The sequence below is a fragment of the Streptococcus mitis genome, assembly GCF_000960025.1.
Classification (GTDB): Bacteria; Bacillota; Bacilli; order Lactobacillales; family Streptococcaceae; genus Streptococcus; species Streptococcus mitis_DH.
Window position 1 is genome coordinate 245,550 of the sequence record NZ_JYGQ01000001.1, and the last position, 20,862, is coordinate 266,411.

The window sequence follows — 20,862 nt, forward strand, 5'->3', positions numbered from 1 at the left end:
GAGTATGATTATTACTAAAATCAGTCGTTTAGGAACTTATGTGAAAGTAAATCCACATTTTGCAACATTAATAGATTTTCTAGAAAAAACAGGACTAGAAAATTTAACAGAAGGTCCGATTGATATCGATGGTGATCGATTATTTGGTAATTGCTTTACTTATCTAGCAGACGGTCAAGCAGGAGCCTTCTTTGAAACTCACCAAAAATATTTGGATATTCATTTAGTTTTGGAAAACGAAGAAGCCATGGCTGTTACATCGCCAGAAAATGTAAGCGTTACCCAAAAATATGATGAAGAAAAAGATATTGAATTATACACAGGAGAAGTGGAACAGTTAGTTAATTTGAGAGCTGGTGAATGCCTTATCACTTTTCCAGAAGATTTACATCAACCCAAGGTTCGTATAAATGATGAACCTGTTAAAAAAGTTGTCTTTAAAGTTGCGATTTCTTAATGTAGAAAGGGAAGAACAATGAAAAAAATGAGAAAGTTTTTATGTCTAGCTGGAGTTGCGCTAGCAGCCGTTGCCTTGGTAGCTTGTTCAGGAAAGAAAGAAACTACAGCTGATACTGAACCACCGACAGAATTATCTGGTGAGATTACAATGTGGCACTCCTTTACTCAAGGACCACGTTTGGAAAGTATTCAAAAATCAGCAGATGCTTTTATGCAAAAGCATCCAAAAACGAAAATCAAGATTGAAACATTCTCTTGGAATGACTTCTATACTAAATGGACTACAGGTTTAGCAAATGGAAATGTGCCAGATATCAGTACGGCTCTTCCTAACCAAGTAATGGAAATGGTCAACTCAGATGCTTTGGTTCCGCTAAACGATTCTATCAAGCGTATTGGACAGGATAAATTTAACGAAACTGCCTTAAATGAAGCAAAAATCGGAGATGATTACTACTCTGTTCCTCTTTATTCACATGCACAAGTCATGTGGGTTAGAACAGATTTGTTAAAAGAACATAATATTGAGGTTCCTAAAACTTGGGATCAACTCTATGAAGCTTCTAAAAAATTGAAAGAAGCTGGAGTTTATGGCTTGTCTGTTCCGTTTGGAACAAATGACTTAATGGCAACACGTTTCTTGAACTTCTACGTACGTAGTGGTGGTGGAAGTCTCTTAACAAAAGATCTTAAAGCAGATTTGACAAGTCAACTTGCTCAAGATGGTATTAAATACTGGGTTAAAATGTATAAAGAAATTTCACCTCAAGATTCTTTGAACTTTAATGTCCTTCAACAAGCTACCTTGTTCTATCAAGGAAAAACAGCATTTGACTTTAACTCTGGCTTCCATATTGGAGGAATTAATGCCAACAGTCCTCAATTGATTGATTCGATTGATGCCTATCCTATTCCAAAAATCAAAGAATCTGATAAAGACCAAGGAATTGAAACATCAAACATTCCAATGGTTGTTTGGAAAAATTCAAAACATCCAGAAGTTGCTAAAGCATTCTTGGAATCACTTTACAATGAAGAAGACTATATTAAATTCCTTGATTCAACTCCAGTAGGTATGTTGCCAACTATTAAGGGAATTAGCGATTCTGCAGCCTATAAAGAAAATGAAACTCGTAAGAAATTTAAACATGCTGAAGAAGTAATTACTGAAGCTGTTAAAAAAGGTACTGCTATTGGTTATGAAAATGGACCAAGTGTACAAGCTGGTATGTTGACTAACCAACACATTATTGAACAAATGTTCCAAGATATCATTTCAAATGGAACAGATCCTATGAAAGCAGCAAAAGAAGCAGAAAAACAACTAAACGATTTATTTGAGGCTGCTCAGTAGATGTAAAAGACTAGAAAATAGGTGGGCTAGTGAGCTGAAAAGCCCTAGCCCAATCTTGTAAAAGAAGGGAGAAGGAGAATGGTTAAAGAACGTAATTTAACTCGCTGGATATTTGTTTTGCCAGCTATGATTATCGTAGGATTACTCTTTGTTTATCCGTTTTTCTCGAGTATTTTTTATAGCTTTACCAATAAGCATTTGATTATGCCTAATTATAAATTTGTTGGTTTAGCTAACTATAAAGCTGTGCTATCAGATCCCAACTTCTTTAATGCGTTCTTTAATTCAATTAAGTGGACCGTTTTCTCATTAGTTGGTCAAGTTTTAGTAGGGTTTGTATTGGCTTTAGCTCTTCACAGAGTACGCCACTTCAAGAAATTATATAGGACCTTATTGATTGTTCCTTGGGCATTTCCTACCATCGTTATTGCTTTTTCTTGGCAGTGGATCCTAAACGGGGTTTATGGCTACTTACCTAATCTAATCGTAAAATTAGGTTTAATGGAACATACGCCTGCATTTTTGACAGATAGTACATGGGCATTCCTATGTTTGGTGTTTATCAACATTTGGTTTGGAGCGCCGATGATTATGGTTAATGTACTTTCAGCTTTGCAAACAGTACCCGAAGAACAATTTGAGGCTGCTAAGATAGATGGTGCTTCAAGTTGGCAAGTTTTCAAATTTATCGTCTTTCCACATATTAAAGTGGTTGTAGGGCTTCTAGTTGTTTTGAGAACTGTATGGATCTTTAATAACTTTGACATTATCTACCTAATTACAGGTGGTGGACCAGCCAATGCTACAACGACGCTTCCAATTTTTGCCTACAACCTAGGTTGGGGAACTAAATTGTTGGGTCGTGCTTCAGCAGTTACAGTATTGCTCTTTATCTTCTTGGTGGCAATTTGCTTTATCTACTTTGCTATCATCAGTAAGTGGGAAAAGGAGGGTAGAAAATAATGAAGAAGAAATCCGGTATTTATTTAGATATTCTCTCACATGTACTCTTGATTGGTGCGACCATCGTTGCAATTTTCCCATTGGTATGGATTATCATATCTTCTGTCAAAGGTAAAGGGGAATTAACTCAGTATCCAACACGATTTTGGCCTGAACAATTTACATTGGATTATTTCACTCATGTTATCAATGATTTGCACTTTATTGATAACATTCGAAACAGTTTAATCATTGCCTTAGCTACAACTGTTATTGCGATTATTATTTCTGCTATGGCAGCCTATGGTATTGTTCGATTCTTCCCTAAATTGGGAGCAATCATGTCAAGACTACTTGTCATTACCTACATTTTTCCACCAATTTTGCTAGCAATTCCCTATTCAATAGCCATTGCTAAAGTTGGATTAACAAATAGTTTATTTGGCTTGATGATGGTTTATCTATCTTTTAGTGTTCCATATGCGGTTTGGCTTTTAGTTGGATTTTTCCAAACAGTTCCAATTGGAATTGAAGAAGCAGCTAGAATTGATGGTGCAAATAAATTTGTTACTTTTTATAAAGTTGTGCTACCGATTGTAGCACCAGGTATTGTAGCAACAGCTATTTATACATTTATCAATGCTTGGAATGAATTCTTGTATGCTTTGATTTTGATTAACAATACAGGAAAGATGACAGTAGCAGTAGCCCTTCGTTCACTTAATGGTTCAGAAATTTTAGACTGGGGAGATATGATGGCTGCATCTGTTATTGTAGTTCTTCCATCGATTATTTTCTTCTCTATCATCCAAAATAAAATTGCAAGTGGATTATCAGAAGGATCTGTAAAATAAGTTAAAATTAGAAAGTTTATTCAATAATAAAGGAGAAAAACATGGTTAAATATGGTGTTGTTGGAACAGGATATTTTGGAGCTGAGTTAGCTCGTTATATGCAAAAGAATGATGGAGCAGAGATTACTCTTCTCTATGATCCAGATAATGCAGAGGCAATTGCAGAAGAATTGGGAGCAAAAGTAGCAAGCTCCTTAGATGAGTTGGTTTCTAGCGATGAAGTAGATTGTGTTATTGTCGCAACTCCAAATAATCTTCATAAAGAACCAGTTATTAAGGCCGCACAACATGGTAAAAATGTTTTCTGTGAAAAACCAATTGCGCTTTCTTATCAAGATTGTCGCGAGATGGTAGATGCATGTAAAGAAAACAATGTAACCTTTATGGCAGGACATATTATGAATTTCTTTAATGGTGTTCATCATGCAAAAGAACTAATTAATCAAGGAGTCATTGGAGACGTTCTATACTGTCACACAGCTCGTAATGGTTGGGAAGAACAACAACCATCAGTATCATGGAAAAAAATCCGTGAAAAATCAGGTGGTCACTTGTATCACCACATCCATGAATTGGATTGCGTGCAATTTCTTATGGGTGGTATGCCTGAAACTGTAACCATGACAGGTGGAAATGTAGCCCATGAAGGTGAAAATTTCGGTGATGAAGATGATATGATTTTTGTCAATATGGAATTTTCTAATAAGCGTTTTGCATTGTTAGAATGGGGTTCAGCTTATCGTTGGGGTGAACATTATGTCTTAATTCAAGGAACAAAAGGTGCTATCCGCTTAGATTTATTCAACTGCAAAGGAACTCTTAAGCTAGATGGACAAGAAAGTTATTTCTTGATTCATGAATCGCAAGAAGAAGATGATGATCGGACTCGTATCTATCATAGTACAGAGATGGACGGAGCAATTGCTTATGGTAAACCAGGTAAACGTACTCCATTATGGTTATCATCTGTCATTGACAAAGAAATGCGCTATCTGCATGAGATTATGCAAGGAGCTCCAGTATCAGAAGAGTTTGCAAAATTGTTGACAGGTGAAGCTGCTTTAGAAGCGATTGCTACTGCAGATGCTTGTACCCAATCTATGTTCGAAGATCGTAAAGTAAAATTGTCAGAAATTGTAAAATAAACATAATGTAAAGGGGATGAAAAATTTATTTTCTCCCCTCATTTCGGAAATAAGTTAGGAGAAAATCTATGTCAGATTTAAAAAAATACGAAGGTGTCATTCCAGCCTTCTACGCATGTTATGATGATCAAGGAGAAGTAAGTCCAGAGCGTACGCGTGCCTTGGTTCAATACTTCATTGAAAAAGGTGTTCAAGGTCTTTATGTCAATGGTTCTTCTGGTGAATGTATCTACCAAAGTGTTGAAGATCGCAAGTTAATTTTGGAAGAAGTCATGGCGGTAGCCAAAGGTAAGTTGACTATTATTGCTCACGTAGCTTGCAATAATACTAAAGATAGTATGGAACTTGCTCGCCACGCAGAAAGCTTAGGAGTAGATGCCATTGCAACGATTCCGCCGATTTATTTCCGCTTGCCAGAATACTCAGTTGCTAAATATTGGAACGATATCAGTTCTGCAGCTCCAAATACAGACTACGTGATTTATAACATTCCTCAATTGGCAGGGGTTGCTTTGACTCCAAGTCTTTACACTGAAATGTTGAAGAATCCACGTGTTATAGGTGTTAAGAACTCTTCTATGCCAGTCCAAGATATCCAAACCTTTGTGAGCCTTGGTGGGGAAGACCATATCGTCTTTAACGGTCCAGATGAACAGTTCTTAGGTGGTCGTCTCATGGGAGCTAAAGCTGGTATCGGTGGTACTTATGGTGCTATGCCAGAACTCTTCTTGAAACTCAATCAGTTGATTGCTGACAAAGACTTGAAAACAGCGCGTGAATTACAGTATGCTATTAACGCAATCATTGGCAAACTGACTGCTGCACATGGAAATATGTACGGTGTGATTAAGGAAGTCTTGAAGATCAATGAAGGCTTGAATATTGGTTCTGTTCGTTCACCATTGACGCCAGTAACTGAAGAGGATCGTCCAGTTGTAGAAGCAGCTGCAGCCTTGATTCGTGAAACCAAGGAGCGCTTCCTCTAATCCATAAGGAGGTATTTATGACACACTACGTTGCAATTGATATCGGTGGAACAAATATCAAATATGGTTTGATCGACCAAGAAGGCCAACTTGTTGAATCACATGAAATGCCAACAGAGGCGCATAAGGGTGGACCTCATATCTTACAAAAGACCAAAGATATCGTAGCTAGTTATTTAGAAAAAGGGCCAGTAGTAGGTGTTGCTATTTCTTCTGCAGGAATGGTGGATCCTGACAAGGGTGAGATTTTCTATGCTGGGCCTCAGATTCCAAATTATGCAGGAACTCAGTTCAAGAAGGAAATCGAGACTAGCTTTGCGATTCCTTGTGAGATTGAAAATGATGTCAACTGTGCAGGTCTGGCTGAAGCGGTATCTGGTTCAGGTAAGGGAGCGAGTGTCACTCTTTGCTTGACAATTGGAACCGGTATCGGTGGTTGCTTGATTATGGATGGGAAAGTCTTCCATGGATTTAGCAATTCAGCCTGTGAAGTTGGTTATATGCACATGCAGGATGGAGCTTTCCAAGACTTGGCTTCTACGACAGCCTTGGTAGAGTATGTAGCAGCAGGTCATGGTGAGGAAGTGGAACACTGGAATGGCCGACGCATCTTTAAGGAAGCTACCGAAGGCAACAAAATCTGCATGGCTGGTATTGACCGTATGGTAGACTATTTAGGAAAAGGTCTGGCAAATATTTGCTACGTTGCCAATCCAGAAGTGGTCATTCTCGGTGGCGGTATCATGGGACAAGAGGCGATTCTCAAACCCAAGATCCGCAAAGCCTTGGAAGAGGCTTTGGTGCCAAGCCTTGCTGAAAAAACACGATTAGAATTTGCCCATCATCAAAATACAGCAGGTATGTTGGGTGCTTATTATCATTTCAAAACAAAACAATCCTAGTTTGGCTCAACCAAACTAGGATTTTCTAATCAAGTTCCCTTGACTTTCTTTATAATTGTGAGATAATAAATAAAATATATAAAGGAATTATATAAAATGGCTATAGCAAATTCGAGTAAAGTTGTGACCTTCCAAGCTAATAGAGAATTAGTAAATGATGCCATGGAAGTGTTAAAAGAACAAAATCTCTCTCTTTCATCGGCACTCAGATTATTTTTAAAGAATGTTGCCGTAACAAATGAAGTAGATTTACTGAGTGAAGAGGAATTAGAGAAGGAGTATTTGTTTAGACAATTACAAGCAGAAGTTCAAGAAAGTTATGCCAAGATTGAGGCTGGGAATTACTTGACAGATGAGGATGTTGTGACACGCTATGGATTATAAAAAATATAGGATTTTGTATTCTCCTAGAGTGATTGATAGTCTGGATAAAATATATCAGTATATAGCGGAGGAAATCGGTTCTGTAGAGGCTGCGAGACGAAAAGTAGCCAATATTAGAAAAGATATTAATCGGCTAGAAATTTTCCCCCAAGCTGGATTTGATGCCGATGAAAAATTTGGTAAGAGATTAGATCCTCACTGCCAAACGCGAGGATTGACCTTGAGTAAGGATTACATCGTATTATATACAATTGTTGAGGATACCGTCAGACTTGCTTATTTACTCCCTTCAAAAAGTGATTACATGAAATTATTTAAGACTAAGTCAAGATATGACTAATTCATAATCTAGAAGAGGTATGTTTGGTGATGAATAAAAATCCTAGTTTGGTTAAACCAAACTAGGATTTTCTTACACGTTTTTGTCTACGATAGCCATTGAGTTTTTTATTTTCCCAATAGCTGTTAAAAATTTTCTCCTTGCTTTCACGATTGATTTCCAAAAAGTAGGCATAAATCAAATCGATAAAGAAGAGCATAGGAAGTTGAGCGGATATACGTTGGATGTAAGAAGACTGGCTGTGGGTGGCTACAAGAACAGTCTCCGTATAGGTCTGACTATCTTTATTGGGAACACTTGTAAAAAGTACAGTCTTTGCCCCCATCTCCTTAGCGTCTAATAGACTATCTAAAATAGAAGGAGTTGTGCCAGAAAGTGAGAAACCGAGTACGAGACAATTCTCATCCATAATACTGGTTGTCCAGGCAAAACCGTCTTGATCGGTTAAAGCCTCGCAGACCACACCTAGACGCATGAAGCGTAATTTCATTTCACGAGCTACGAGGCCAGAACTCCCTGTTCCGAAGAAGTAGACACGCTCAGCATCTTCGATTAACTGGGCAATTCGTTCTAGTTGGACTTCGTCAATCAAGTCCTGTGTTTGTTCCCGCATACTGCTATAACTTCTAAGGACTCGTTTTGTCAGTGGACTGTGTTTGTGAGAATGGGTGTCTTGTTTCTCTGCTTGGTGTTGGTATTGGAAAATAAATTCTCTATAGCCTGTAAAACCACACTTTTTAGCAAAGCGGGTCAAAGCAGCCTGAGAAATATGTAATTTTTGAGTAACCTGCTGAGAAGATAAATCATCTACAAGGGTTTCTGTTTGTAAAAAATAGCGAGCGATTTCTTGCTCTAAATCGGTCATTTCTTCGAAGTGGGAATCAATGATGGTTGCTATATCTGGTTTGTCCATAGAAAGGCTCCTTTAAATGAGTCGTATTGGAAAAAAGACTGGGTCATCGAACTTTTACATTTATTATATCATATAATATAGGGATAGATAAATAAAAGCGTATTTTCCCGTAAAAAGGAAAAAAGCTTTTTCCTTTTCCATAATTTTCTTCTCAAATTGTGGTACAATGAAGAGTAAGATTTTAAATAGAAATGAGACTGATTTGTATGAGAAAATTTGATAGCCATTCGATTCCGATTCGGCTTAATTTATTGTTTTCGATTGTCATTTTGCTCTTTATGGCCATCATTGGTCGCCTGCTTTATATGCAGGTTTTGAACAAGGATTTTTATGAGACAAAATTAGCATCTGCCAGTAAAACAAAGGTGACTACTAGTTCGGCTCGGGGCGAAATTTATGATGCTAGCGGCAAGCCCTTAGTTGAAAATACTGTGAAACAAGTTGTTTCCTTTACTCGAAACAACAAAATGACGGCTGCAGATTTAAAAGAAACAGCCAAGAAGTTGCTGGCTTATGTGGGAGTTTCTTCTCCAACATTGACTGACCGACAGTTGGCGGACTATTACCTAGCAGATCAAGATGTCTATAAGAAAGCAGTGGAAAGTTTACCACGTGAGAAGCGATTTGATTCTGATGGCAATCAATTATCTGAGTCCGAGCTTTACAATAATACTGTTGAAAGTATCGATCCAAGCCAATTCGCCTACTCGGATGACGAAAAGAAAGAAATTTACCTCTTTAGCCAACTCAATGCAGTTGGAAATTTTGCGACAGGGACCATTGCGACAGACTCCTTGACAGATACTCAGATTGCCTTGATTGCTTCGGCTTCTAAGAATTTACCTGGTATCAGTATTTCAACTTCGTGGGATCGAAAGGTTTTAGAGACTTCACTTTCGTCTATAGTAGGAAGTGTATCCAGTGAAAAAGCTGGTCTTCCAGCTGAAGAAGCAGATGCTTATATCAAAAAGGGGTATTCTTTAAATGACCGTGTTGGGACTTCTTATCTAGAAAAACAATATGAAGAAACCTTGCAAGGAAAACGCTCAGTTAAGGAGATCCATCTAGATAAGTACGGTAACATGGAAAGTGTCGAAAATATCGAAGATGGTACCAAAGGGAATAATATTAAACTGACTATTGATTTGGCCTTCCAAGATAGCGTGGACAATCTGCTTAAGAGTTATTTCAATTCCGAACTGGGAAATGGAGGAGCCAAGTATTCAGAAGGTGTGTATGCAGTCGCCCTCAACCCAAAAACAGGTGCGGTTTTGTCTATGTCAGGGCTAAAACATGACTTGAAAACGGGAGATTTAACACCTGATTCCTTGGGAACAGTAACCAATGTCTTTGTCCCGGGTTCTGTTGTCAAGGCGGCGACCATCAGCTCTGGTTGGGAGAATGGAGTCTTATCAGGGAATCAGACCTTGACAGACCAACCGATTGTTTTCCAAGGTTCAGCTCCAATTAATTCTTGGTACACTCAGGCTTACGGTTCATTTCCGATTACAGCTGTGGAAGCCTTGGAGTATTCTTCTAATACCTATATGGTTCAAACGGCTTTGGGCATTATGGGTCAGACCTATCAACCCAATATGTTTGTTTTAACTAACAATTTAGAATCCGCTATGGGGAAACTTCGTTTGACATTTGCGGAATATGGTCTTGGAGCCTCAACAGGCATTGACCTTCCAGATGAGTCAACTGGTTTTATACCAAAAGAGTATAATTTTGCTAATTACATTACCAATGCCTTTGGTCAGTTTGATAACTACACCCCAATGCAATTGGCCCAGTACGTTGGAACCATTGCCAACAACGGTGTTCGGATTGCGCCCCACATTGTTGAGGGGATTTATGGAAATAATGAACAAGGCGGCTTAGGGAACTTAATCCAATCTGTTGAAACCAAGGAAATGAATAAAATTAATATTTCTGAGTCTGATGTTTCCATTCTTCAACAAGGATTTTATCAAGTTTCATATGGTGGAAGTGCTTTGACAACCGGTCGTGCCTTTTCAAATGGCGCAGCGGTATCCATTAGTGGAAAAACAGGTACTGCCGAAAGTTATGTTGAGGGTGGTCAAAAAGCTAACAATACCAATGCTGTGGCCTATGCACCATCAGATAATCCTCAAATCGCTGTAGCTGTTGTCTTCCCTCATAACACCAACCTTACAAATGGTGTCGGACCTTCCATTGCGCGCGATATTATCAACCTCTATAACCAACACCATCCAATGAATTAGAAAGGAACATATGCTTTATCCAACACCTATTGCTAAGCTAATTGACAGTTATTCTAAGTTACCGGGTATCGGGATTAAGACGGCTACCCGTCTGGCCTTCTATACTATTGGAATGTCTGATGACGATGTCAATGAATTTGCTAAAAATCTCCTTTCTGCTAAGAGAGAGCTGACCTACTGTTCCATCTGCGGTCGCCTGACTGATGACGATCCTTGCTCTATCTGTACCGATCCGACTCGTGACCAGACGACGATTTTAGTTCTCGAAGATAGTCGCGATGTGGCAGCCATGGAGAATATCCAAGAATACCATGGACTCTATCATGTCTTACATGGTCTCATTTCTCCCATGAATGGTATCAGTCCAGATGATATCAATCTCAAGAGCCTGATGACTCGTCTGATGGATAGTGAAGTTTCAGAGGTAATCGTAGCAACAAATGCTACAGCAGATGGTGAAGCGACATCCATGTATCTTTCACGTTTGCTCAAGCCGGCTGGTATCAAGGTTACGCGTCTAGCACGAGGTCTTGCTGTCGGAGCGGACATTGAGTATGCGGATGAAGTTACACTTTTACGAGCCATTGAAAATCGAACAGAGTTGTAAGTCTGGACAAATTAACACGCTCAATTCATTTATACAAAAATCACGGAGACCGACAGTTGTTTTATCGGTCTTTTTTTAGATTTATTGAAGGCCAGTATCAGGTTCAAGTTTCAAAAAAGAAGCAAATATGATATACTAAAGAACGAGTATTCTATTAGAATTGGAACAAATAATATGAAACAAACGATTATTCTTTTATACGGTGGACGTAGTGCAGAGCGTGAAGTCTCTGTTCTTTCAGCTGAGAGTGTGATGCGTGCGGTCAACTACGATCGGTTCACAGTCAAGACTTTCTTCATCAGCCAGTCAGGTGACTTTATTAAAACGCAAGAATTTAGCCAGACTCCAGGTCAAGAGGATCGTCTTATGACCAATGAAACCATTGATTGGGATAAGCAAGTTGCACCAAGTGCTATATACGAAGAGGGAGCAGTGGTCTTTCCAGTCCTTCATGGTCCGATGGGAGAAGATGGCTCTGTTCAAGGCTTCCTCGAAGTTTTGAAAATGCCTTATGTTGGTTGTAACATATTGTCATCTAGTCTTGCTATGGACAAAATCACCACCAAGCGTGTGTTAGAATCTGTCGGGATTGCCCAAGTTCCTTATGTGGCAATTGTCGAAGGTGATGATGTGACTGCTAAAATTGCCGAAGTGGAAGAAAAGTTGACTTACCCAGTTTTCACAAAACCATCTAATATGGGTTCTAGTGTCGGTATTTCTAAGTCTGAAAATCAAGAAGAACTCCTTCAAGCCTTGAAACTTGCCTTCCAATATGACAGCCGTGTCTTGGTAGAGCAAGGGGTAAATGCCCGTGAAATCGAGGTTGGTCTACTGGGCAACTACGATGTCAAGAGTACGCTACCAGGAGAAGTAGTCAAGGATGTTGCCTTTTATGACTACGATGCCAAGTATATTGATAACAAGATTACTATGGACATCCCAGCCAAAATCAGTGATGATGTGGTAGCTGTCATGCGTCAAAATGCAGAAACTGCCTTCCGTGCCATTGGGGGCCTCGGTCTCTCTCGTTGCGATTTCTTCTATACAGATAAGGGAGAGATTTTCCTAAACGAGCTCAATACCATGCCAGGTTTCACCCAGTGGTCTATGTACCCACTACTTTGGGACAATATGGGAATCAGCTATCCAGACTTAATCGAGCGATTGGTTGATCTTGCTAAAGAAAGTTTTGACAAGCGCGAAGCGCATTTGCTATAAAAATGAAAGAGAGGGTAGAAACCAGAACCATCACTGCAAGGTGATTTTAGTTCTCGGATTTCAACCCTTTTTAAAGGAGTAGAAATGAAATTAACAATTCATGAAGTGGCCCAAGTTGTAGGAGCTAAAAATGATATTAGCACCTTTGAGGACATCCAGTTAGAGAAAGCTGAGTTTGATAGTCGTTTGATTGCGGCAGGGGATTTATTTGTGCCCCTTAAGGGTGCGCGTGATGGCCATGACTTTATCGAAACAGCCTTTGAAAATGGTGCAGTAGTAACCTTGTCTGAGAAAAAGGTCGCAAATCATCCCTACATTCTAGTAGATAATGTCTTGACTGCCTTTCAAACCCTAGCAGCCTACTATCTTGAAAAAACAGCAGTTGATGTCTTTGCTGTCACAGGTTCAAATGGTAAAACAACAACCAAAGACATGTTGGCGCACTTGCTATCAACAACCTACAAGACCTACAAAACTCAAGGTAACTACAATAATGAGATTGGTCTTCCTTACACGGTTCTTCATATGCCTGAAGAAACAGAAAAGTTGGTCTTAGAGATGGGACAGGATCACTTGGGAGATATTCATCTCTTGTCAGAATTGGCTCATCCAAAAACAGCCATCGTGACCTTGGTCGGAGAAGCCCATTTGGCCTTTTTCAAAGACCGTTCAGAGATTGCTAAAGGAAAAATGCAAATTGCAGACGGTATGGCATCGGGTTCTTTGCTTTTGGCACCGGCTGACTCTATTGTAGAGGACTACTTGCCAGCTGATAAAAAGGTGGTTCGTTTTGGGCAAGGAGCAGAGCTGGAAATTACCGACTTGATTGAGCGCAAGGATAGTCTGACCTTTAAGGCTAATTTCTTGGAACAAGCCCTTGATTTGCCAGTGACTGGTAAGTACAATGCCACTAATGCTATGATTGCATCCTATGTTGCCCTGCAAGAAGGAGTGTCAGAGGAGCAAATTCATCAGGCATTCCAAAATCTTGAATTGACGCGTAACCGTACCGAGTGGAAGAAAGCAGCCAATGGAGCAGATATTTTGTCTGATGTATACAATGCCAATCCAACTGCTATGAAGTTGATTTTGGAGACATTTTCTGCCATTCCAGCTAATGAAGGGGGCAAGAAAATCGCTGTCTTGGCAGACATGAAGGAACTCGGTGACCAGTCTGTTCAGCTCCATAACCAGATGATTTTAAGTCTTTTCCCAGATGTGTTGGATACCGTTATTTTCTATGGGGAAGATATTGCTGAATTGGCCCAATTGGCCAGTCAAATGTTCCCAATCGGACATGTTTTCTACTTCAAGAAAACAGCTAACGAGGACCAATTTGAAGCCCTAGTTAAGCAGGTTAAAGAAAGCCTCAGTGCCAATGACCAAATTTTGCTCAAAGGCTCTAACTCCATGAATCTAGCCAAGTTGGTAGAAAGTTTAGAAAATGAAGCCAAGTGATTTTGTCAAACATTTACGTATTTCTAAATCCATTTTTGACAAATAGCATGGTATAATAAAATGCAGGAAAATTTTGAAACATGAGGAAGACTAGATGAATTTATGGGATATTTTCTTTACGACCCAAGCAACAGAGCCACCCAAGTTTGATCTTTTTTGGTATGTCAGTATATTTACACTCTTAGCCTTGACCTTTTATACAGCCTATCGTTATCGTGAAAAGAAGGCTTATCAACGATTTTTCCAAATCTTGCAGGCAGTTCAGTTAATCCTTCTTTATGGATGGTACGGGGTTAATCATATGCCATTGTCAGAAAGCTTACCCTTTTACCATTGCCGTATGGCTATGTTTGTGGTGCTTTTGCTTCCTGGTCAGTCCAAATATCGGCAGTATTTTGCATTACTAGGAACATTTGGGACATTAGCAGCCTTTGTTTATCCAGTGCCAGATCCTTATCCATTCCCGCATATTGCGATTTTATCCTTTATCTTTGGCCACTTAGCTCTCTTGGGGAACTCTCTAGTTTATCTATTGAGACAGTACGATGCGAGAATGCTAGATGTGAAAAGAATTTTTCTCATGACCTTTGCACTAAATGCCTTGATTTTTGTGGTCAATTTAGTAACAGGTGGAGATTACGGATTCTTGACAAAACCACCATTGGTTGGAGACCATGGCTTAGTAGCTAATTATTTAATCGTTTCCCTGGCCTTGGCAGCGGCGATCACATTGACAAAGAAAATCTTGGAACTATTTTTAGAACAAGAAGCAGAAAAAATGATTGCAAAGAAAGCTTAGAAATGAGCTTTCTTTTTTTCATAAATCTGATTTTTGATAACTTGTTTGGAAAATAAAAAAATCTAAGGAAAGAATGTGAAAAAATGGTAAGTAAATTTAGGAAAAACTAAGCACGATTGGATTTTTTGTGTTATAATATTCTGTGAATAGCTATGCCCTATTTTAGCTATATTGAATAGAAGTTTGAAACTTGGAAGAGAGAGGATGCGATGTAATGGCTAGAGATGGTTTTTTTACAGGCTTAGATATCGGAACTAATTCGATTAAAGTATTGGTTGCCGAGCATAGAAATGGTGAACTTAATGTAATTGGTGTAAGTAATGCCAAGAGTAAAGGTGTAAAGGATGGGATTATCGTTGATATTGAAGCAGCAGCAATTGCTATCAAGTCAGCTATTTCCCAAGCAGAAGAGAAAGCTGGCATTTCAATCAAATCAGTGAATGTTGGTTTGCCTGGAAATCTTTTGCAAGTAGAACCAACTCAAGGTATGATTCCAGTTACATCTGATACAAAAGAAATTACAGATCAAGATGTTGAAAATGTTGTTAAATCAGCCTTGACAAAGAGTATGACACCAGATCGTGAAGTCATTACTTTTATTCCAGAAGAATTTATCGTAGATGGTTTCCAAGGTATTCGTGACCCACGTGGTATGATGGGGGTTCGTCTTGAAATGCGTGGCTTACTTTACACTGGTCCACGTACTATCCTTCACAATTTACGCAAGACAGTTGAGCGCTCAGGTGTTCAAGTTGAAAATATTATTATTTCACCATTGGCTTTGGTTCGTTCAGTCTTGAACGAAGGAGAGCGTGAATTTGGAGCTACTGTGATTGATATGGGAGCAGGCCAAACAACTGTTGCTACAATCCGTAACCAAGAACTCCAGTTTACAAATATTCTTCAAGAAGGTGGAGATTATGTCACAAAAGATATCTCTAAAGTCTTGAAGACTTCACAAAAACTAGCTGAAGGATTGAAATTGAACTATGGTGAAGCCTACCCTTCACTTGCAAGTAATGAAACCTTCCAAGTTGAAGTGATTGGTGAAGTAGAACCTGTAGAAGTTACAGAAAGCTACCTAGCAGAGATTATTTCAGCTCGCATTAAGCACATTTTTGAACAAATCAAACAAGAGTTGGAAAGAAGACATTTGTTGGATCTTCCAGGTGGGATTGTTCTGATTGGTGGAAATGCTATTTTACCAGGTATTGTAGAACTTGCACAGGAAGTATTTGGCGTTGGTGTCAAACTTTACGTTCCAAATCAAGTTGGAATCCGTAACCCTGCCTTTGCTCATGTGATTAGCTTGTCTGAATTTGCTGGTCAATTGACTGAGGTGCATTTGTTAGCACAACGAGCAGTCAAGGGTGAAGATACTTTGCGTCACCAACCAATTAATTTTGGTGGGATGATTCAACGTGTTACGCAGGTAGCACAACCGACCCCTATTCAACCAGTTCAAAATACTGAGGTTGAGCAATCAGCTTCTACGAACGTAGTTGCTCCGAAAGAAGATAAAGTATCTTCTCAAAATAAACCAAAAATCGCAGATCGCTTCCGTGGTTTAATTGGAAGTATGTTTGATGAATAAAAGAGGAAAAATAAACTATGACATTTTCATTTGATACAGCGGCTGCTCAAGGTGCAGTGATTAAAGTAATCGGTGTTGGTGGAGGTGGTGGTAACGCCATTAACCGCATGGTTGACGAAGGTGTTGCAGGCGTAGAATTTATCGCAGCAAACACAGATGTACAAGCTTTGAGTAGTACAAAAGCTGAGACTGTAATTCAGTTAGGTCCTAAATTGACTCGTGGTTTGGGTGCTGGCGGTCGACCTGAAATCGGTCAAAAGGCAGCCGAAGAAAGCGAAGAAGCCTTGACTCAAGCTATTACTGGAGCAGATATGGTCTTCATCACTGCAGGTATGGGAGGTGGCTCTGGTACTGGTGCAGCTCCTGTTATTGCCCGCATTGCTAAAGATTTAGGTGCTCTTACAGTTGGTGTTGTGACACGTCCTTTCGGTTTTGAAGGAAGTAAACGTGGTCAGTATGCTGTAGAAGGAATCAATCAGCTTCGCGAACATGTAGATACTTTATTGATTATTTCAAACAACAACTTGCTTGAAATTGTTGATAAGAAAACTCCACTTCTTGAAGCTCTTAGCGAAGCAGATAACGTACTTCGCCAAGGTGTTCAAGGGATTACTGACTTGATCACAAATCCTGGTTTGATTAACCTTGACTTTGCCGATGTGAAAACAGTTATGGCAAATAAAGGAAACGCCCTAATGGGTATCGGTATCGGTAGTGGTGAAGAACGTGTGGTAGAAGCAGCTCGTAAGGCAATCTACTCACCACTTCTTGAAACAACTATTGACGGTGCTGAGGATGTTATCGTCAACGTTACTGGTGGTCTTGATTTAACCTTGATTGAGGCAGAAGAAGCATCAGAAATTGTTAATCAAGCAGCTGGTCAAGGAGTAAACATTTGGCTCGGAACATCAATCGATGAAAACATGAAAGATGAAATTCGTGTTACAGTCGTTGCAACTGGTGTTCGTCAAGATCGTGTTGAAAAAGTTGTGGGCCATGCACCAAGACAAACTGTTCGTCATGAACAAGTAAGCCCAAGTCATGCACACAATCATAATCGTCACTTTGATATGGCTGAAACTGCAGAAATTCCAAGTCCAGCACCTCGTCGCACAGAAACTTCTCAAACTTCAGCATTTGGTGATTGGGACTTGCGTCGTGAGACAATTGTTCGTCCGACTGATTCAGTTGTATCACCAGTTGAACGTTTCGAAGCACCATCTTTAGAAGAGGACGAATTAGAAACTCCTCCATTTTTCAAAAATCGTTAAGTAAATGAATTTGAAAGAAAATACAGAACGTGTTTTTCAACAAATAAAAGATGCAAGTCAGCAGGCAGGAAGAGAAGCTAATTCTGTTTCGGTTGTTGCTGTTACAAAATATGTAGACGTACCGACAGCGGAGGCTTTGCTTCCGCTAGGTGTGCATCATATTGGTGAAAATCGTGTGGATAAATTTCTTGAGAAATATGAAGCTTTAAAAGATAGAAATATTACCTGGCATTTGATTGGAACCTTGCAAAGACGCAAGGTCAAAGATGTCATTCAGTATGTTGATTATTTCCACGCTTTGGATTCATTAAAGCTAGCAGAGGAAATTCAAAAAAGAAGTGACCGAGTTGTTAAGTGTTTCTTACAAGTAAATATCTCAAGGGAAGAGAGCAAACATGGTTTTTCAAGGGAAGAACTATTAGAGCTCTTGCCAGAATTGGCCACCTTAGATAAAATTGAATATGTCGGCTTGATGACCATGGCTCCTTTTGAAGCTAGTAGTGATGAGTTGAAAGAAATTTTTAAAGCTACGCAGGATTTGCAACTAGAAATTAGAGAAAAACAAATTCCCAATATGCCAATGACGGATTTGAGTATGGGTATGAGTCGTGACTACAAGGAAGCGATTGAATTTGGCTCAACATTTGTCAGAATTGGTACAGCATTTTTTAAATAGGAAAGAAATATGTCTTTAAAAGATAGATTTGATAAATTTATAGATTATTTTACAGAAGATGGAGAAGATGTTGGTACTGCATATCAGCCTAAAGCTGAAGACCCGATTGTGACACCAGTCCCTTCTGTTCAAGAGTTGCCTCAACAAGCTGGTAGCACACCATCTAAAGATAAAAACATCACTCGTCTTCATGCCCGTCAACAAGAGTTGGCTATGCAAAGTCAACGTTCTACTGATAAGGTGACAATTGATGTTCGTTATCCACGTAAATACGAAGATGCCACAGATATTGTTGATTTATTAGCTGGTAACGAAAGTATTTTGATTGATTTCCAATATATGACAGAAGTTCAAGCACGTCGTTGTTTGGATTATCTGGATGGGGCGCGTCACGTTTTAGCTGGTAACATGAAAAAGGTAGCATCTACTATGTACCTGCTGACACCAGTTGATGTTGTCGTCAATATTGAAGACATCAAAATTCCAGATGAATCACAAAATGGTGAGTTTGGCTTTGATATGAAACGTACGAGAGTGAGATAATGATCTTTCTCATTCGTTTTGTTCAAAATGCAGTGGATATCTATTCACTGATTTTAATCGTGTTTGCTCTGATGTCTTGGTTTCCCAATGCTTATGAATCACGTCTTGGACGCTTGATTATTAGTTTAGTGAAACCGATAGTAGCTCCCTTGCAACGTTTACCCCTCCAGATTGCAGGTCTTGATTTGTCTGTCTGGATTGCGGTATTACTAGTTCACTTCCTAGGGGAACAGTTGATTCGACTTTTAGTGATCTTTCTATGAACAAGATGATTTATCAACACTTTTCTAAGAATGATTCGTCTTTTATTGATAAGGGTTTAGAATGGATAAAAAAGGTAGAAGATTCTTATTCTCCTTTTTTAACACCTTTTGTAAATCCCCATCAAGAAAAGATTTTAAAGGTGCTAGCATCAACCAACGGCATCTCCTACATGAGCAGTCGGCAGTTTCTTGAAACTGAATATGTACGGGTACTCCTGTATCCTGATTATTTTGAGCCAGAATTCTCTGATTTTGAACTTTCCTTGCAAGAAATTGTCTATCCTAATAAGTTTGAACGCTTAACGCATGCAAAAATATTAGGGACTGTTTTAAATCAGCTAGGAATCGATAGGAAGCTATTTGGTGATATCTTAGTCAACGAAGAGAGAGCACAGATTATCATTAATCGACAGTTTATGCTCCTTTTTCAAGACGGCATTACGAAAATTGCTCGTTTACCGGTTCGTCTAGAAGAACGGGATTTTACTGAGAAAATTGCCACAGTAGAAGATTATCAAGAATTAGATATTTGTATTGCTAGTTCTAGATTAGATGTTTTTCTAGCAGGTGTCTTCAAGCTGTCTAGAAATCAGGCAAGTCAGTTAATTGAAAAGCAGGCAGTCCAAGTTAATTACCATTTAGTTGAAAAATCAGATTATGCAGTTCAAGTTGGTGATTTGATTAGTGTGAGGAAATTTGGTCGATTGAAACTTGTTAGAGATAATGGGCAAACAAAAAAAGATAAAAAGAAATTAACGGTCCAATTGTTATTAAGTAAGTGAGGAAAAATATGCCAATTACATCGTTAGAAATCAAAGATAAAACCTTTAGCACACGCTTCAGAGGGTTTGATCAAGAAGAGGTAGATGAATTTTTAGATATTGTAGTCCGTGATTATGAAGATTTGGTTCGCTCTAATCATGATAAGGATTTACATATTAAGAGTTTGGAAGAGCGTTTGTCTTACTTTGATGAGATGAAAGATTCATTGAGTCAATCTGTATTGATTGCACAAGATACAGCAGAGCGAGTAAAACAAGCTGCAACGGAACGTTCAAACAATATTATCCAACAAGCAGAGCAAGATGCCCAACGTTTGTTGGAAGAAGCTAAGTACAAGGCAAATGAAATTCTTCGTCAAGCAACTGACAATGCTAAGAAAGTTGCTGTTGAAACAGAAGAATTGAAGAACAAGAGTCGTGTCTTCCATCAACGTCTTAAATCTACAATTGAGAGCCAGTTAGCAATTGTTGAATCTTCAGATTGGGAAGATATTCTTCGCCCAACAGCCACTTATCTTCAGACAAGTGATGAGGCCTTCAAAGAAGTGGTCAGCGAAGTCTTAGGTGACTCTGTCTTGCAACAACATCCAGAGGAAGAACCAATTGATATTACTCGCCAGTTTTCTCCCGAGGAAATGGCTGAGTTGCAAGCGCGTATCGAAGCGGCTAATAAGGAACTTGCAGAAGCCGAAGCAAGAGCTGAGCAGGAACAAGTGGTTTCACCAGCTCCGGTTGTTGAAGAAAGTCCAGCTCATCCAGCTGGTCCAATGTATGAAGAGCCAGAAGTAGCTCCAAGCCATTATTCAGGACCAACACCAGCTACTGAAGCTGTAAACTCAGAACCAGGTTTTGCAGCACCGCAAGAATCTGTTACAATTTTATAAGAAATGATCTGAGAACAATATCTTATCCTTATATTTCCAGCGAGCAGGAGATGGTGTGAGTCCTGCATTCCCTAATGATAAGATTATCCTCTCAAACAATCAAGTCTGAAAAAAGTAAGATTTGACGTTCCCCACGTTACGGGATAAGAGGGAGAAAGACCAGATCTTTTTCCGAATAAAGGTGGTACCACGATTTTCGTCCTTTTTGGAAGTCGTGGTTTTTAATTTGTTATTATTTA

Annotated in this window: 22 protein-coding genes; 21 read left to right on the plus strand and 1 reads right to left on the minus strand. The window is 39.1% G+C overall.

The window, feature by feature from the left end; translation table 11 throughout:
- Positions 1-4 precede the first annotated feature (4 nt).
- The 9 genes from TZ91_RS01435 (at position 5) to TZ91_RS01475 (ending at position 7,366) form a co-directional block, all read left to right on the plus strand.
- Positions 5-457, plus strand: a complete 453-nt coding sequence (locus TZ91_RS01435) for a YhcH/YjgK/YiaL family protein (RefSeq protein WP_033686857.1) — start codon at positions 5-7, stop codon at positions 455-457.
- A gap of 18 nt (positions 458-475) precedes the next feature.
- Positions 476-1,813 carry an ABC transporter substrate-binding protein gene (locus TZ91_RS01440; RefSeq protein WP_020903252.1) on the plus strand — a complete coding sequence of 446 codons (1,338 nt, stop codon included), beginning with the start codon at positions 476-478 and terminating at the stop codon, positions 1,811-1,813.
- A 78-nt stretch (positions 1,814-1,891) separates the two neighbouring features.
- A complete protein-coding gene (locus tag TZ91_RS01445; protein WP_000237988.1) occupies positions 1,892-2,776 on the plus strand; it encodes a carbohydrate ABC transporter permease in 885 nt (294 codons plus the stop codon).
- Positions 2,776-3,609 carry a carbohydrate ABC transporter permease gene (locus TZ91_RS01450; protein WP_000730332.1) on the plus strand — a complete coding sequence of 278 codons (834 nt, stop codon included), beginning with the start codon at positions 2,776-2,778 and terminating at the stop codon, positions 3,607-3,609. The genes TZ91_RS01445 and TZ91_RS01450 overlap by 1 nt, the downstream gene beginning before the upstream one ends.
- A gap of 41 nt (positions 3,610-3,650) precedes the next feature.
- Positions 3,651-4,754: a Gfo/Idh/MocA family protein gene (locus tag TZ91_RS01455; protein WP_000241736.1), complete on the plus strand. Its 1,104-nt coding sequence runs from the start codon at positions 3,651-3,653 to the stop codon at positions 4,752-4,754.
- 68 nt (positions 4,755-4,822) lie between these two features.
- Entirely contained in the window at positions 4,823-5,740 is a 918-nt protein-coding gene (locus TZ91_RS01460) for a dihydrodipicolinate synthase family protein (RefSeq protein ID WP_033686855.1), read from the plus strand.
- 17 nt (positions 5,741-5,757) lie between these two features.
- Entirely contained in the window at positions 5,758-6,642 is an 885-nt protein-coding gene (locus TZ91_RS01465; protein ID WP_033686854.1) for an ROK family protein, read from the plus strand.
- A gap of 96 nt (positions 6,643-6,738) precedes the next feature.
- Positions 6,739-7,026 carry a type II toxin-antitoxin system RelB/ParD family antitoxin gene (relB, locus tag TZ91_RS01470; RefSeq protein WP_024057144.1) on the plus strand — a complete coding sequence of 96 codons (288 nt, stop codon included), beginning with the start codon at positions 6,739-6,741 and terminating at the stop codon, positions 7,024-7,026.
- The gene (locus TZ91_RS01475; protein ID WP_024057145.1) at positions 7,016-7,366 is read left to right on the plus strand and encodes a type II toxin-antitoxin system RelE/ParE family toxin; all 351 of its coding nucleotides are present in this window, start codon (positions 7,016-7,018) and stop codon (positions 7,364-7,366) included. Before relB ends, TZ91_RS01475 begins: the two co-directional genes overlap by 11 nt.
- Positions 7,367-7,427: 61 nt before the next feature.
- Here TZ91_RS01475 and TZ91_RS01480 read toward each other — a convergent pair whose 3' ends face one another.
- Positions 7,428-8,279 (minus strand): MurR/RpiR family transcriptional regulator, encoded by an 852-nt coding sequence (locus TZ91_RS01480; protein ID WP_033686853.1) that lies wholly within the window; start codon positions 8,277-8,279, stop codon positions 7,428-7,430.
- A gap of 191 nt (positions 8,280-8,470) precedes the next feature.
- Here TZ91_RS01480 and pbp2b point away from each other — a divergent pair, with 191 nt between their 5' ends.
- The 12 genes from pbp2b to TZ91_RS01540 all read left to right on the plus strand — a co-directional run bounded on the left by pbp2b (position 8,471) and on the right by TZ91_RS01540 (position 20,623).
- Positions 8,471-10,528, plus strand: a complete 2,058-nt coding sequence (gene pbp2b / locus TZ91_RS01485) for a penicillin-binding protein PBP2B (RefSeq protein ID WP_080702852.1) — start codon at positions 8,471-8,473, stop codon at positions 10,526-10,528.
- Between the two features lie 10 nt (positions 10,529-10,538).
- Entirely contained in the window at positions 10,539-11,135 is a 597-nt protein-coding gene (gene recR / locus TZ91_RS01490) for a recombination mediator RecR (protein WP_000966754.1), read from the plus strand.
- Between the two features lie 174 nt (positions 11,136-11,309).
- Positions 11,310-12,353 (plus strand): D-alanine--D-alanine ligase, encoded by a 1,044-nt coding sequence (locus TZ91_RS01495; protein ID WP_033686851.1) that lies wholly within the window; start codon positions 11,310-11,312, stop codon positions 12,351-12,353.
- A gap of 84 nt (positions 12,354-12,437) precedes the next feature.
- Positions 12,438-13,811: a UDP-N-acetylmuramoyl-tripeptide--D-alanyl-D-alanine ligase gene (locus TZ91_RS01500; RefSeq protein WP_033686850.1), complete on the plus strand. Its 1,374-nt coding sequence runs from the start codon at positions 12,438-12,440 to the stop codon at positions 13,809-13,811.
- A gap of 94 nt (positions 13,812-13,905) precedes the next feature.
- Positions 13,906-14,610, plus strand: coding sequence for a YwaF family protein (locus tag TZ91_RS01505; protein WP_033686849.1), 705 nt, complete (start codon positions 13,906-13,908; stop codon positions 14,608-14,610).
- A gap of 214 nt (positions 14,611-14,824) precedes the next feature.
- Positions 14,825-16,204, plus strand: a complete 1,380-nt coding sequence (gene ftsA, locus TZ91_RS01510; RefSeq protein WP_033686848.1) for a cell division protein FtsA — start codon at positions 14,825-14,827, stop codon at positions 16,202-16,204.
- 17 nt (positions 16,205-16,221) lie between these two features.
- The gene (gene ftsZ / locus TZ91_RS01515) at positions 16,222-17,475 is read left to right on the plus strand and encodes a cell division protein FtsZ (RefSeq protein WP_033686847.1); all 1,254 of its coding nucleotides are present in this window, start codon (positions 16,222-16,224) and stop codon (positions 17,473-17,475) included.
- A gap of 4 nt (positions 17,476-17,479) precedes the next feature.
- Positions 17,480-18,151, plus strand: a complete 672-nt coding sequence (locus tag TZ91_RS01520; RefSeq protein WP_001049393.1) for a YggS family pyridoxal phosphate-dependent enzyme — start codon at positions 17,480-17,482, stop codon at positions 18,149-18,151.
- A gap of 9 nt (positions 18,152-18,160) precedes the next feature.
- On the plus strand, positions 18,161-18,694 hold the full coding sequence (locus tag TZ91_RS01525; protein ID WP_033686846.1) for a cell division protein SepF: 534 nt from the start codon (positions 18,161-18,163) through the stop codon (positions 18,692-18,694).
- Positions 18,694-18,957 carry a YggT family protein gene (locus TZ91_RS01530; protein WP_000576496.1) on the plus strand — a complete coding sequence of 88 codons (264 nt, stop codon included), beginning with the start codon at positions 18,694-18,696 and terminating at the stop codon, positions 18,955-18,957. Before TZ91_RS01525 ends, TZ91_RS01530 begins: the two co-directional genes overlap by 1 nt.
- Positions 18,954-19,739, plus strand: a complete 786-nt coding sequence (locus TZ91_RS01535) for a YlmH family RNA-binding protein (RefSeq protein ID WP_045596971.1) — start codon at positions 18,954-18,956, stop codon at positions 19,737-19,739. The genes TZ91_RS01530 and TZ91_RS01535 overlap by 4 nt, the downstream gene beginning before the upstream one ends.
- 8 nt (positions 19,740-19,747) lie before the next feature.
- Complete coding sequence (locus TZ91_RS01540) at positions 19,748-20,623, plus strand: DivIVA domain-containing protein (protein WP_033686845.1); 876 nt, start codon at positions 19,748-19,750, stop codon at positions 20,621-20,623.
- Positions 20,624-20,862: the final 239 nt, after the last annotated feature.

Bases quoted from the DNA above. Each gene is read 5' to 3' on its own strand.
- TZ91_RS01525 (WP_033686846.1), top strand. From the start codon at position 18,161: ATGTCTTTAAAAGATAGATTTGATAAATTTATAGATTATTTTACAGAA.
- TZ91_RS01445 (WP_000237988.1), top strand. From the start codon at position 1,892: ATGGTTAAAGAACGTAATTTAACTCGCTGGATATTTGTTTTGCCAGCT.
- TZ91_RS01460 (WP_033686855.1), top strand. From the start codon at position 4,823: ATGTCAGATTTAAAAAAATACGAAGGTGTCATTCCAGCCTTCTACGCA.
- ftsZ (WP_033686847.1), top strand. From the start codon at position 16,222: ATGACATTTTCATTTGATACAGCGGCTGCTCAAGGTGCAGTGATTAAA.
- TZ91_RS01450 (WP_000730332.1), top strand. From the start codon at position 2,776: ATGAAGAAGAAATCCGGTATTTATTTAGATATTCTCTCACATGTACTC.
- pbp2b (WP_080702852.1), top strand. From the start codon at position 8,471: ATGAGACTGATTTGTATGAGAAAATTTGATAGCCATTCGATTCCGATT.
- TZ91_RS01500 (WP_033686850.1), top strand. From the start codon at position 12,438: ATGAAATTAACAATTCATGAAGTGGCCCAAGTTGTAGGAGCTAAAAAT.
- TZ91_RS01465 (WP_033686854.1), top strand. From the start codon at position 5,758: ATGACACACTACGTTGCAATTGATATCGGTGGAACAAATATCAAATAT.
- TZ91_RS01455 (WP_000241736.1), top strand. From the start codon at position 3,651: ATGGTTAAATATGGTGTTGTTGGAACAGGATATTTTGGAGCTGAGTTA.
- TZ91_RS01540 (WP_033686845.1), top strand. From the start codon at position 19,748: ATGCCAATTACATCGTTAGAAATCAAAGATAAAACCTTTAGCACACGC.
- TZ91_RS01535 (WP_045596971.1), top strand. From the start codon at position 18,954: ATGAACAAGATGATTTATCAACACTTTTCTAAGAATGATTCGTCTTTT.
- TZ91_RS01495 (WP_033686851.1), top strand. From the start codon at position 11,310: ATGAAACAAACGATTATTCTTTTATACGGTGGACGTAGTGCAGAGCGT.
- TZ91_RS01435 (WP_033686857.1), top strand. From the start codon at position 5: ATGATTATTACTAAAATCAGTCGTTTAGGAACTTATGTGAAAGTAAAT.
- recR (WP_000966754.1), top strand. From the start codon at position 10,539: ATGCTTTATCCAACACCTATTGCTAAGCTAATTGACAGTTATTCTAAG.
- relB (WP_024057144.1), top strand. From the start codon at position 6,739: ATGGCTATAGCAAATTCGAGTAAAGTTGTGACCTTCCAAGCTAATAGA.
- TZ91_RS01520 (WP_001049393.1), top strand. From the start codon at position 17,480: ATGAATTTGAAAGAAAATACAGAACGTGTTTTTCAACAAATAAAAGAT.
- TZ91_RS01505 (WP_033686849.1), top strand. From the start codon at position 13,906: ATGAATTTATGGGATATTTTCTTTACGACCCAAGCAACAGAGCCACCC.
- TZ91_RS01530 (WP_000576496.1), top strand. From the start codon at position 18,694: ATGATCTTTCTCATTCGTTTTGTTCAAAATGCAGTGGATATCTATTCA.
- TZ91_RS01475 (WP_024057145.1), top strand. From the start codon at position 7,016: ATGGATTATAAAAAATATAGGATTTTGTATTCTCCTAGAGTGATTGAT.
- TZ91_RS01440 (WP_020903252.1), top strand. From the start codon at position 476: ATGAAAAAAATGAGAAAGTTTTTATGTCTAGCTGGAGTTGCGCTAGCA.
- ftsA (WP_033686848.1), top strand. From the start codon at position 14,825: ATGGCTAGAGATGGTTTTTTTACAGGCTTAGATATCGGAACTAATTCG.
- TZ91_RS01480 (WP_033686853.1), bottom strand. From the start codon at position 8,279: ATGGACAAACCAGATATAGCAACCATCATTGATTCCCACTTCGAAGAA.